The sequence below is a fragment of the Paenibacillus sp. FSL A5-0031 genome, assembly GCF_001956295.1.
In the GTDB taxonomy this organism is placed as follows: domain Bacteria; phylum Bacillota; class Bacilli; order Paenibacillales; family Paenibacillaceae; genus Pristimantibacillus.
This window is the reverse complement of the sequence record NZ_MRTD01000005.1, coordinates 375,504-387,865: the sequence shown is the minus strand read 5'-3', so window position 1 is coordinate 387,865 and position 12,362 is coordinate 375,504. Positions and strand designations below refer to the sequence as shown.

Genomic DNA, 12,362 nt, shown 5'->3' with positions numbered 1-12,362 from the left:
TAGGCCTATAACCGTAGCTCCATTGTATGGGGAAACCCAAAGAGCCATCTACTTTGATATTGTTACCTGATTGACTATCTTTCGTTTACCTGCAGCTGTTCGCGGTACTCCTGCGGGGTCATCTGAGTAGCCTTCTTGAAGAAGCGGTAAAAATAATGCTCGGACAAAAAACCGACCGCTTTGGAGACATCGCCAATTCGGTACTGCGGCTCCGCGAGCAATTCCTTGGCTCTTGCAAGCTTCATCTCGTTAATCGTCTCCGATAATGCCTTTCCTGCCTTTTGCTTGTACAAGCGTGACAAATAGGAAGGGTTATGACCAATGGCAAAGGCCATGGTCTTCAGTGATAAATCGCCGCCTAAATGACTAATCAGGTAAGCATGAATGCTTTGTACGACACGGTTTTCTTCATTTTCTTCCGCAGGCAGGCACTGCTCCAAGATATACTTTGCCAATCGCTGCAGCTGCTCCATCTGCCAATCCCAGTTATTCGATAGGCCAGATTCAATGCTGGCTTGCAGCTCCGAAATCCATTTCGGCATTTCTGTAAGGTTAAGCTTCTCCAAATAGGCAAGCAGCAGAGCATAGATCGAGCTGGAAATTTGCATACAGACGATCGTATGCCGACCATAGAAGGCTTGCTCCCCAATTCGAAGCAAGAGCTCCAATACCCGATTGAACTCCTCTTTGTTTTTGTGCTCCAGACAATAGGCTAAATGCTCATAATGCTTAAAGATCTCTAAGCGGACCGGAAAGCTATTGCTCTCCTTCTCTTGACCCGAACGCTGCTGCTCATCTAGCAGAAGCTGCTGCTTCTTAATCGAAGAGGTCATATTATTTTTTAATTGGTCGAGATGCTCGCCTAGCTGCGACCATCCAAACGGATGGCCGCCAATGGCAAACGACATCGACAGATTAAGCAAATCCCGGCAAGAGGATTGAATGCCTTCGAAGGTGCCATAGACAAAATGGGAGGTCATATTCATCGTGCTGGCAATTTGCATATGATCGATCCACGGCTCGGCTTTGGATTGCATCAGCCATATGATTTTCGAACGGTCGTAAATAAAGGAGTAATGAATCATCGATAATGATAAATATTCGTTGGCAATGTTTTGTACCGCGTAGAGCAGCAAGGAGCGATCATACTGCGAATAGGGCTGCTCCCATTCATCCACTTTAGCGATTACCGCAAACAATTGCTTCTCTGGCAGCAAAGGGATCTGCAGCTCTTCAAGCTGCTGAGGCAAGGACTTATAGGCTGCTTTATCACCAAGGAGCAGACTTTCAAAAAACTCCCTTTGCAGCGCCCCAAGCGCCTGCTTCACTTGTTTTTTCGCGTCTTCTAGCAAGGTTTTGGCTTCCTGCTCCCCTTGAACAAGCTTAATCGCGGCATAAACCGCCGCTATAATGACCTCATCTTCTTCCGTCTTCAAAATATAATTAACGGAGCCCTGCCGAATGGCCTCCTGAGCATAGTTAAAATCGTCGTAGCCCGATAGAAAAATAACCTTGCAATACGGCCATCGGGCGACAATAATTTTCTGCAATTCCAATCCGTTCATGCCTGGCATCCGTATATCGGTAATCACAATATCCATCTGGGTCGTCATGAGCACATTCAAGGCTTCAGCTGCTGAATAAGCGCCTGCGACCTCAATTTCCGGGTGCCGGGTGGGACTAAACAGCTCCACCAGACCATTCACGACATATTCTTCGTTGTCTACAATCAATAACCGGTACATGTTCGGCTTCCTCCTCAAATTAGCTGGAATGAATCGGCAATCGCAGCATGACATGCAGTCCGCCGTCCTTGCTGCGACCAATCGTCAGTCCATAGGATTGTCCAAACTTCAACTGGACTCTCCGATGGATATTCAAAATGCCTGTGGTCTCAATGTCTCTACTCTGAGACAATAACAGCTGCTGCAAGCTCTCAACCGTCGCTTCTGTCAGGCCGATGCCATTATCCTCGATGTGAATGAGCAGCTCTTCCTCCGCCAGCTCAAACCAAATACGCAAAATTCCCTGCTCGTGATGATCCTCTAGCCCGTATTCAAAAGCGTTTTCTACGATTGGCTGCAGAATAAGCCTCGGCACGATAAGCTGTTCTACTGCTGCCGGAAGCGGCTCGATTTGAACGGCCAGCTTGCTTCCGAAGCGCAGGCTCTGAATGCCAATGTAAGCTTCAATATGCGACATTTCTTCTTTGAGCAGAGCCTCATCTTCCTTGTTGCGCGTAATAAACCGGAAAAATTGGCCTAAATATTTGGTCAGCCGCTTGGCGTTTTCGATATCATCAAGCTGGATGATCCGATTCAGCAGAAAAAAGATGTTATATAGGAAATGCGGGTTAATTTGAGCCTGCAGCTGCTTTAATTCGGCCCGGTTCAGCCTCAGCTCATGCTCATATACGTCATTGATCAATCCTTCCAATCTGCCGGACATTTTATTGAACTGCTGATATAAATAGTTGAATTCATCCTTGCGGTCCGATTCGAGCAGCGTATTGAATACCCCCTTCTCCAATCGCCGGAAAGCTCCTGTCAGCCGAATCATCGGCTTATGAATGAGGCTGTAAATCCAGGTGGAGAAGAAAATAATAACCAATAGCGATGTCGCCGCCAAAATGAAATAAATCCTTTTGTACCATTTGATAGGGCCTAGAAAGCTATTCTCCGGTACGTAAGCGACAAGCGTTGCATCCAGCAAGGAGGACGATTCATAAGCAAAGACGAAAGCGCTGCCATCAATCATAAACCTTCCGATTCCGCTAGCGTCTTCCTCTGCTTTGCCCAGCTGTAGCAGTCTAAGCAGCTCCTCATTATTCATTCCTTCTTGCGGCAGCGAGCCGAGCAGCCATTTGCCCTCATGATCAACAATTAACGCTTCGCCTCCATTATAGGTCGCGACTTCCCGCAAGGATCGTTCCATATTTGTTTTGGACAAAATGATCTCCATCCATATTTTCGGAGTACCCTCCTGCATCTCTTTTTTGGGATAATGCTCGCCCATGATGAGCTCGCCTTGATCGGAGCCAATGTGCTTACGCGAAAGGTAAAGCCTCTGCAGAGCCTCGACATCCGCTTCCTCTACCTGCTGCACAATGAGATCATTATGGATCGTCGTCTCCAAATCCGTCAGCATCAGCTTGATCTTATGGACAAACAAGCTGGAATCCTTGAACTGCTGCAGTCTTCGCTCAATATCCTGTTTGGCATAGATCACATCGCTGTCTGAATAAATGGTGTGGTACCTCATTAAATTTTGTACAGAGCTGTCCAGAATGTACTTCTGCTTCATCCGGATCAATCTTTCCATTTCCAGCTCGAATGTATTTAAATAAAAATGGGCATTCGATTTCAGCGAATTCGTTATCTCGCCTGAAATCGCTGCTTCACCTGAACGGTTAATAAGCGCGCTAACAATAAATACAGGGATAATCGCTATCAAAAAAACAAGAATCAGCTTCTGGAACAGATTGATGCCTGTGGTCGGGATTTTTTTGAAAAAACGTAATCTCATCGCTGCCAACTCGCTTCCCTTTGCCCTATCGATTAGGGTCTCCTTTACTTATTCTGTAGCATGAAGACTACTCCTCTGTCTTCTGTTTACCTCTTCCTTCCCTAGCAAGTAAACAAAAGACAGTCAAGATATCGAAGTAGCTAACTTTTCGGTGAAATGGCTATGATTAAACAGACCTAAGCTAGGGTCACAGTACACACTTGTCAGGGGGAAAATAGTATGGGGAAGCTCAAAGCATTAGGTTTGCTGGCTCTTGTTCTTATTTTCGCAGTATTGCCGCTTCAGTCCGCTAAGGCAGCCGTCTTGTGGAACTCACCAACGTTAACAGAGGTATACAATCCCACCGGCAACACCTACGCATATGCGCCGACGGTTATCCGCGACGGCAGTACGGAGCATATGTGGACTTGCCATAATGCGCAAGATGGGGTTATTAAGGACCATATTTTTTATACCAAAATCGTAAACGGCAGCGTGGTCGAATCCAAATCCGTGCTTGAGGCTGGGCCAGAAGGCGCTTGGGACAGCTATCATGTGTGCGATCCCGCTATCGTTGCAGGCCAATTTTATTATTCAGGGGTAATGTACGATTATGCGTTGTTTTATTTGGGGAATGACGTGAATGCCAGCTACCATAACCAGATTGGCGTCGCTTTCTCGAATGACTTATCAGGCGAATGGGTGAAATATCCCTCGCCAATTATAGAGTACCCTAATGATGGCTATTGGGGAGTCGGACAGCCTTCTGCCACAAGCATTGACGGCCAAGGCGGGCTATTGCTGTTTTATACGAAAGGAGATCCGAGCGCCACGGCAGGCTACCGCGTCCAATTGAACTTAAGCGACATGAGCGCGCCTGTGATTGGCACTCCGCTGCAATTGACGAATAGCGGATTAACCGACAGCAACGGCAATCCCGACTGGCTAAACAACTTTGACATGGTCTATGATCCGACGCGGGATCGCTTCTTCGCCGTACGCGATCAACGCCCATTCCCGAGCGATAATCCGGCTTACATCAGTGCCAGCCTGCAGGTCGTTAGCATGGAGGGAAGCTTTGTTTGGGGCGGCGGCGGCTCATGGAAGGTCGAAGGTGCGCTGAGCAGCGCCATCTCTGGGAAACCGCGCAACCATAATGCGGCGCTCCTTCGAACGCCTTATGGCACGCTTCCTAATCCAGCAAAAACGGAGGTTTATTTTACGGTTAGCCTTGCGGGTACAGCTTTAAGCACGATTCCTGAATATACGTATGACATCTGGCGGGTGGAAGGTGAATTAACGGATGGGGATAGTTTATTGGAAAAACCGCTAACCCATTTTAGCAGCAAGCTGTTCTCGGTTGACCGCTTGACTCACAACTTGAATACGAATGTGTTCGAGATCCACGGCAGCTCCAAGAAGAAAGTAAACCAAGCTTGGGTAGGCTATCAAATGTTTGACACGAGGGGTTATTTGATTGAGGCCGGGACAGCTTATCCGAATGCCATTAACGAAGAAGGAAAATTCACGATCCCCATCCTAAAGCCTGCCGGTATCGACAGCCAAACCATTAGGCTTGAGGTCTACTTCTTGTCAGCCAAAGGACAAAAGCTGAGCTCCAAATCAGCAAATTTATCTTTTTCCTTTCTTCCCTAACCGATAAAACAGGATTGGCCGACATGATGTAACGTTGAAGCGTTTTGGGCTTGGGGATGCATCTCTTGCAAAATACCATATGGAATGAACGAGGCAGCCCTCTTCGGAGGGCTCTTCTCTTTTTTATGTAGACATAGTTTCTGGCATCATTGCGAGTTGGAGAGAGACGGAGTGGTCCAGCTCGAGGTGGATCATGAAGTTATAACAAGGGTTGATTATTCACGGACAAACCTGGGTGAAACACTTCTCCCTATCACTCAATTCATGCGGTATTTTGTTTTCCTTAATCTGCTATACAGCTGAATAGTTGTATCTGCCAGCCTCTCCACAAGCAGAAAATATACCCTTTTCAACTGTGCATGGTAGGATCCGCCATTTTTATTTGTCGATTAAAACCTGCTGGGGTGTCACATACTAGATTCCGTATTGGTTGTAGTGGTTGTAGGGTTTGGTGTATTCATAACACATTTTTCCACGATCCAGCAAGGATACTCTGCCGTAGTTGTAATGACTTCTCCGTTAACTGAGATATTATTAAAGCCCCCATGTATCATTGCTTTAAAGGTATAACCATGTTCCATGTATCGGAAGCGTCCATAAAACCGTCATTGCCGTCCGAAACGGCCGCGAACAAATGAGTCGGCTTGCCGTTCTGGAAAAGCAGGAACGGCCGCTCCAAATTACCCAGCGTCTGCACCGTGCCGTCATCCCAGCGCACCGTCCGGGAATAGCTTTGCGGCTGTCCATGCATGCTCCATTTCAGGCCGTCTGGAGACCCGGCGTAGATGCCGCCGTATTTTTCACCACATAGACGCCCTTCCATATCTTTGGCGATCAAATGGTATCCTTTCGCTGTTTGCCAGATGAACGGATCTTCGATATGGAACGACTCCGGGGGAAACACTGGCTCACCGCTCAGCACCCGGTATGGTCCCTCGTAGTGATCCGCATACGCGACGCCAATAGTCATGCCGCCATGCAGGTTGCCTTCGTAGCTTCGTGCCTTGTAGATCAGCAGCACGGAACCGTCCTCCCGGACACACGGAGCCGGATTGGATGTCAGAAAGCTATCGAATCGGCCGGGACGTGTTGGCAATATCGGTTCATCTGCTCTGCGCCAAGGGCCGAATACGCTGTCCGCGATAGCCAGGCCTACCCGTTTGTTCGCCCGCGCCACGATGCATTGCGGATCGGTTAACCCGAAATTTTCGGGCGGATCCGGATCGCCCAGCGGATGGGTCGAGCCCGTATAATAAAGTAAATATTTGTTGTTGTGCTTAACGATATGGGGGTTGTGCGTGCAGCGTCCGTCCCAATATTGCGCTCCCCTCGCCGGGAGCGCCACCTCGCGGAATTGGTATGGTCCCTCGGGCGTATCCGAGTCCGCCCTGACAATCTCCGAAGCCGTCATCCAGCCAGGATGCATCGGCAGAGTCTTCGGCCAGCGCGAGGCAAACATATGGAATTTGCCGTCCTCGCCCTGCACGACTGAACCACACCAAATCCAATAACCTTCCATTCGGAAGCCGCCGCCACGCGGAGCCGGCAGCATTATGTTAGTATGCATGTAGTGTCACCTCGCCTTTTCCCACTGCTCTATAATTGCTACGAACCATGGTCTCCCATCCTTTCGAATGAAGTGTATAACCGGCATTCTTCACACAGCTATGGATCGACATAGCCATGCCGGCGGACCGACCGCCGGCATGCTTGCTCATCTATTACCCTAAGGCGTATTCAGCCCCACATCGCTTGCCGCTAGCGGGCGATTCAGCAGAGGCGCGCTGGAATATTCATCCGCCCCTACATCCGTTGTCACCCGCATTTGGCCGTCCATATCCGCCTGCACGAACGCGTATGTCCCTACAGCGGCGTCAATCGCCGGGCTGCTCGCGGTCAGCTTCTGGATGCCGCTCACCGTGGTGAGCAGCGGATTGATATTTCGGATCTGCCCCGAGCTGCGCGATATGTTGCTAATGGTGCTGCCATACCCGATATTGCCCTGAAACAGCGTATTCGTTGTCGCCGCCTCGTAATAAAGCGTGCCGGTGCTGTTGCGCACGATATTGTTCGCCACGACGGAATCCTGCGGTGCATACGCTTTGCCCGATCCAATGACGATGCCGGTTGTGCTGTTTACAATCGTATTGTTGACAATAAGCGCTCGGTAAACTTTCCATTGTTTGCGCAATTGTTCGACCGTCGGGCTTGGAGGAGAGCCTCCAGTACCTCCGTCGAAATCGCCGTTAGGCAAATAGATTGCTTCACCTGTCAAATTCTCAAAGTAGTTGTTATAAATCTTATGGTCATTGCCGAACATCCGGATGCCTTCCTGATCCGACTCGACGCCGTCCCCGAGGAAGAAGTTGCTATATACGCTGTTGTTATGGCCGTGCCGCAGCGTCAGGCTGCCCTTGGACGTGAGGAATGTATTGAAGCGCACCGTATTGCTGCTGCTCTTGACCGAAACAATTTCCGGCTCGCCGTCGCAATTCTGAAATACATTATATTGTATCGTATTATAGCCGTGGGAGAGCGTTAGACCGGACAAGCCGAGACGGATGGTTTCTTTGCCGTTGGCTACCCATGGGCCTACATCGTGGAAATAGTTGTATTCAATAATATCGTATTGCGAAATTTGACCTGAGCCATCCTGTCCTTCGTAAGCGATCAGCGGTTCGGTGTCGCTCTTCATTCCGAAGTCGTTCCGGTCGATACGGTTATGATGGCTGTTCGTGCCCCGCACTTGCAGCCACATCAGGCCACCGCCTGAGCTTGGCAGCGCAAACGTATTACGGGTCAGTCGCACATGGTGCGAGCCTTCAAGCACCACTGCGCTATTGCTTGTGTTCGTAAACTTTAATCCGTCCAGCACCACATGCGAGGAGTTCTCGACGCGGAAGCCCGACGCTCCCGAGATGATAGCTTGGCCGCGGTTTTTCGCCTTAATAACGATTGGCGCATTGGCCGTGCCGTTTTTGTTCTGAACAGCAAACGGGCTTGTACGCGAATACGTGCCGTTTGCCAGCACAATCGTTTTACCCGCCGTAGCGGTTGCAAGCTCGGCAGTGAGCTGCGTGGAAGTGCTAACTTCGACGACCGTCCCTTCGCTGCCGCTGCCGCTTGATTCGCTGCCATAAATTTCGACCTCTGCGAAGCTGTTCCATGCGTTCACCGAGTTGCCGTGGCCAACAATACGAACGTAGCGGACAGGGGCAACATCGGCAAAATCAAACGTCTGCAAGCTGTTGCTCAGACTGCTGACCGCTCCCGAAAGCGCTGTGCTGAAGTTGTAGCCATCATAGGAAGTCTGGATATCAAAGCTGAAAGTTCGCTCCGCCCCGTTGGTGAAGGCGATCTTCACGTATTCCACCCGTTTGCTCGATCCAAGGCCGTATTGAACCCACTCCCCGTCGCCACTCGCTGCCCAGCGCGTGCCGAGATCGCCGTCGATCGTATTCGCGACGATATTGCCGTCATCTCCACTAGCCATAAGCTGCGGTACGGTAACCGCCAGCTTGCTTGCACCCGGCGAAGGGCCGCTCGCGGTGCCGTACAGTTCAACTTCGGTATAGCTGTTCCACAGGTTAGTGGAATTGCCGTGCCCAACGACCCGCACATAGCGGGCTGGATCGACATCCGGGAAATCGAATGTTTGCAGGCCTTCCACAAGGCTGCTCACAAGTCCGCTGCTGACGGTCGTGAAGGCGGAACCATCCGTAGACGTTAAAATATCAAAAGTAGAGGTGCGGCTTGCCCCATTCAAAAAAGCAATTTTGATGGAAGACACTTTGCGGTTTACGCCCAAATCGTACTGAATCCATTGCCCGTCGCCATTCGCTGACCAACGTGTGGCGAAATCGTCGTCCACCGTGTTGGCCGGAACATTGCCGTCATTTCCACTCGCCGTCACACTGGAGCTGCTAATTGTGAACTTCGCATCGGCCGCCCTCGCCGCTCCTGGCATTAACGCAACTAGCATACAGAGCAAAATCAAACATGTCATACTTTTGGTTCCCATAATTCTTCATCCTTTCCGTTATGAATTGATGGTTATTGAATCATTCCCTTCGTTCCGTCCGCACCTCCTCTCAAGAATACGGAAGCCGAGAGGTGCTTCCTGTCCTCCCGGCTTCGTGAATACGGCCCATGATCCCGCTCAAAAAATATGCTGGCTCCAGCCTTTGCTCTTCGCCAAAGCTTCAATATAATAGTAATCGCCGTAAATCAGCGATACGTTGATGTTGCTATTGACTGGCTTATGCCCGGTTGCACCGAGCAGAATGCCTTCATACTCCGGCTGGTCGAACGTACTGTAGTTGTTCGACAACGAGCGCAGAATGCGCATGGCCGCGCGCTGATATAAAGCGGCTTCCTCAGGAGGCACCTGCGACGCGATATCGATCAGTCCAGATGCCGCGCAGCTTGCCGCCGAGGTGTCGCGCGGCTCGTCCGTCAAGTCGGCCGCCGCACGGAAATCCCAATGCGGCACATCGTCTTCCGCCAAGGCGCTGATGAAATAATGCGCCACCCGCTTCGCCGCATTCAAGTAACGCGCTTCACCCGTATAGCGGTATGCGCAGCTCATCCCGTAGAGCGCCCAAGCTTGGCCACGCGACCAGGACGATTGCGGCGCGAAGCCCTGTCCGCCGTCATAACGCTCTACTTCGCCCGTCTCCGGATCGAAGATTACGATATGATGCACCGAGCCATCGTCTCGGATAAACGAGCGAAGCACCATATCTGCATGAGCAACCGCAATATGCTTGAAGCGCGGATCATCGCTTTCTTCGCTCGCCCAGAACAGAAGCGGCAAATTCATCATCGAATCGATGATCGACCATCCCGTCTGGTTGCGAGGCCACGCTCTAATAAACTGCCCGACCGGGTTGTACCGGCCTGCCAAATAGTTGGCGGCGAACAGCCCGCGCCGCCGTGCGTCCTGGTCGCCGGTCAGCTTGTAGCGGATAACCGATGTCGGCAGAAACTGAAAGCCAACATCGTGGTGGAAATGGTTGTCCCGCAAGTAACATTGCTCCATGCGTTCATCCCAAGGCTCTGCTTCCTCCCGATAACGCCGCTCTCCGGTCATATCGTACAGAATCCACAGAATGCCCGGCCAAAAGCCCGAAATCCACTGATCCACTTTGATCTGGTCATATTGGCCCGCTGCCGAAACATGCGGCGCTTCTGTCCAGCCCGCTTCGATCATATGATCAACTTTAATCTTCACTTTATCCCACCAATCCGACAGCTCGGATGGTTTCAGCTTCACATTTTCATTGCTCATTTCAAAATTCCACTCCTTATCCTAACCTTTGATGGCACCGATCAAGGCGCCTTTCACGAAATATTTTTGCAATAACGGGTATACCAGAAAAATCGGAAGGGTAGCTACCATAATCGTGGCGTATTTCAATGTCTCGCCGAGTATGATGATCTCATCCTGGGATGCTCCCTCCGCCATGGAGCTCGCCTCGCCGATAATCAATATTTCTCGCAGGATTAACTGCAACGGATACATCGACCGATCCTGAAGGAAGATCATGGCATTAAACCACGAGTTCCAGTGGCTTACTCCGTAATACAGGCCCACCACTGCAAGCACGGGCTTGCATAACGGCAGGAAGATGCGGAACAGAATGACAAAGTCGTTGGCGCCATCGATCTTGGCCGACTCTTCCAGCGCATCCGGCACCGCCTCGAACGAAGTCCGCATAATAATGAGGTTAAACGCGCTTATTGCGGTAGGCAGGATCAGCGCCCACAGTGAGTTCGTAATGCCTAGCCCTCTAACCAGCAAGTAGAACGGAATTAACCCACCGCTGAAAAACATCGTAAACACGATAAAGAGCGTAAGCTGCTTGCGATATTGCAGCGTTTTTCTGGACAAGGCGTATGCCGCGAAGGAAGTGAGCAGCAAATTGAGAGCCACGCCTACAATGACAATAAATAACGTGTTGCGATAGCCGAGCAGGATCATCGGGTTACTGAATACCGCCCCGTATGTTTCAAGCGAGAAGCCCAGCGGCTTCCAAAGAATACCCTTATGCGCCATCATCAGCGCAGGTTCGCTGAACGAAGCAAATGCTACGTACAGAATGGGGTACATTGTTGCAATCATGAGCACGGACAAAAACAGCGTATTGCAAACCCGAAATAGATGTTCACCCAAGCTTACTCGCATGCGAACCCTCCTCTACCACAAGCCCGTATTGTTCAACTTCCGGCTTATCCAGTTGGAGCCGATAACGAGCGCGAAGTTAATCACGGAGTTGAACAGTCCGACTGCTGAGCTGAAACTGAATTGAAAATCTTGAAGCCCGACTCGGTACACATACGAGGAAATGACGTCCGCTGTCACATAAGTGGTCGGGTTGTACAGCAGAATAACTTTCTCGAAGCCAACGCTCATAATTCGGCCAATGTCCAGGATGAGCAATATAACGAAGACGGGCAGCAACCCCGGTAGAGTAACATTAAGCATCTGCTTCCAGCGTCCACCGCCGTCGATCTTGCAAGCTTCATATTGCTCGGGATCAATCGCAGACAGCGCGGCCAAATAAATAATTGTACCCCAGCCTACATGCTGCCAAATATTCGACGAAACGAAGATCGTCCGGAAAAAAGACGGCTCCAGCAGCATCGTGATCCGCTCGCCGCCGAAAAATGCGATAATATCGTTAATGACGCCGTCACTGCTCGTAAAATCCTTGATCATGCCGCAAATAATGACAAGCGAAATAAAATGCGGCAAATAAGTGATCGTCTGAACCGAACGCTTGAACAGCGCATTTTTCACCTCATTAAGCAGCAAGGCGAGAATAAGCGGAGCGGGAAAACCAAAAACGAGATCGTACAAGCTTATCATCAGAGTGTTTTTAAACACCCGCCAAAAATACATTCCGCCAAAAAAGTCTCTGAAATGCTCAAGCCCAGCCCACGCGCTGCCCCCAATTCCAAGCCTGGGATTAAAATCCTTGAACGCAATAATCGCACCGTACATCGGGAAATATTGAAAAATAATGAAATATGCCAAAACAGGAGTAAGCATGATGTACAAATACTTGTTCTTAACTATGTCTTTCGCGATATTAAGCGGCAGACGCCCGGCATGCGCGACTTTGCTGCGTCCCAGCTTCAACTGAGCCATCTATACTCCTCCTGTCCACATGCAGCATCATCGGCAGGGGATGGTTGCA

Annotated in this window: 9 protein-coding genes; 2 read left to right on the top strand and 7 right to left on the bottom strand. The window is 50.2% G+C overall.

Annotated features, from left to right (window positions below):
• Window positions 1–74: 74 nt before the first annotated feature.
• Together BK120_RS11980 and BK120_RS11975 are read right to left on the bottom strand one after the other, a co-directional pair.
• Entirely contained in the window at window positions 75–1,745 is a 1,671-nt protein-coding gene (locus BK120_RS11980) for a response regulator transcription factor (protein ID WP_076267711.1), read from the bottom strand.
• Window positions 1,746–1,764: 19 nt separating this feature from the next.
• Entirely contained in the window at window positions 1,765–3,525 is a 1,761-nt protein-coding gene (locus BK120_RS11975) for a sensor histidine kinase (protein ID WP_144376738.1), read from the bottom strand.
• Window positions 3,526–3,744: 219 nt separating this feature from the next.
• On the opposite strand from BK120_RS11975, the gene BK120_RS11970 reads away from it, so the two are divergent.
• Both BK120_RS11970 and BK120_RS34555 read left to right on the top strand, forming a co-directional pair.
• Window positions 3,745–5,160 (top strand): glycoside hydrolase family protein, encoded by a 1,416-nt coding sequence (locus BK120_RS11970; RefSeq protein WP_076267709.1) that lies wholly within the window; start codon window positions 3,745–3,747, stop codon window positions 5,158–5,160.
• A gap of 84 nt (window positions 5,161–5,244) precedes the next feature.
• A complete protein-coding gene (locus tag BK120_RS34555; RefSeq protein WP_083681891.1) occupies window positions 5,245–5,463 on the top strand; it encodes a winged helix-turn-helix transcriptional regulator in 219 nt (72 codons plus the stop codon).
• A 247-nt stretch (window positions 5,464–5,710) separates the two neighbouring features.
• On the opposite strand, the gene BK120_RS11965 is transcribed toward BK120_RS34555, so the two are convergent.
• From BK120_RS11965 to BK120_RS11945, 5 genes are all read right to left on the bottom strand, one after another.
• Window positions 5,711–6,679, bottom strand: a complete 969-nt coding sequence (locus tag BK120_RS11965) for a glycoside hydrolase family protein (protein WP_256710862.1) — start codon at window positions 6,677–6,679, stop codon at window positions 5,711–5,713.
• 207 nt (window positions 6,680–6,886) lie between these two features.
• Window positions 6,887–9,181 (bottom strand): chondroitinase-B domain-containing protein, encoded by a 2,295-nt coding sequence (locus BK120_RS11960; RefSeq protein ID WP_144376737.1) that lies wholly within the window; start codon window positions 9,179–9,181, stop codon window positions 6,887–6,889.
• Between the two features lie 138 nt (window positions 9,182–9,319).
• Complete coding sequence (locus BK120_RS11955; protein WP_076267708.1) at window positions 9,320–10,450, bottom strand: glycoside hydrolase family 88 protein; 1,131 nt, start codon at window positions 10,448–10,450, stop codon at window positions 9,320–9,322.
• A gap of 21 nt (window positions 10,451–10,471) precedes the next feature.
• Window positions 10,472–11,347 (bottom strand): carbohydrate ABC transporter permease, encoded by an 876-nt coding sequence (locus tag BK120_RS11950; protein ID WP_076267707.1) that lies wholly within the window; start codon window positions 11,345–11,347, stop codon window positions 10,472–10,474.
• 12 nt (window positions 11,348–11,359) lie between these two features.
• The gene (locus tag BK120_RS11945) at window positions 11,360–12,313 is read right to left on the bottom strand and encodes an ABC transporter permease (protein WP_076267706.1); all 954 of its coding nucleotides are present in this window, start codon (window positions 12,311–12,313) and stop codon (window positions 11,360–11,362) included.
• Window positions 12,314–12,362 lie beyond the last annotated feature (49 nt).

Excerpts from the sequence above, each read along its gene's own strand:
- BK120_RS34555 (WP_083681891.1), top strand. The coding sequence starts at position 5,245 with ATGAACGAGGCAGCCCTCTTCGGAGGGCTCTTCTCTTTTTTATGTAGA.
- BK120_RS11945 (WP_076267706.1), bottom strand. The coding sequence starts at position 12,313 with ATGGCTCAGTTGAAGCTGGGACGCAGCAAAGTCGCGCATGCCGGGCGT.
- BK120_RS11950 (WP_076267707.1), bottom strand. The coding sequence starts at position 11,347 with ATGCGAGTAAGCTTGGGTGAACATCTATTTCGGGTTTGCAATACGCTG.
- BK120_RS11955 (WP_076267708.1), bottom strand. The coding sequence starts at position 10,450 with ATGAGCAATGAAAATGTGAAGCTGAAACCATCCGAGCTGTCGGATTGG.
- BK120_RS11975 (WP_144376738.1), bottom strand. The coding sequence starts at position 3,525 with ATGAGATTACGTTTTTTCAAAAAAATCCCGACCACAGGCATCAATCTG.
- BK120_RS11960 (WP_144376737.1), bottom strand. The coding sequence starts at position 9,181 with ATGGGAACCAAAAGTATGACATGTTTGATTTTGCTCTGTATGCTAGTT.
- BK120_RS11965 (WP_256710862.1), bottom strand. The coding sequence starts at position 6,679 with ATGGAAGGTTATTGGATTTGGTGTGGTTCAGTCGTGCAGGGCGAGGAC.
- BK120_RS11980 (WP_076267711.1), bottom strand. The coding sequence starts at position 1,745 with ATGTACCGGTTATTGATTGTAGACAACGAAGAATATGTCGTGAATGGT.
- BK120_RS11970 (WP_076267709.1), top strand. The coding sequence starts at position 3,745 with ATGGGGAAGCTCAAAGCATTAGGTTTGCTGGCTCTTGTTCTTATTTTC.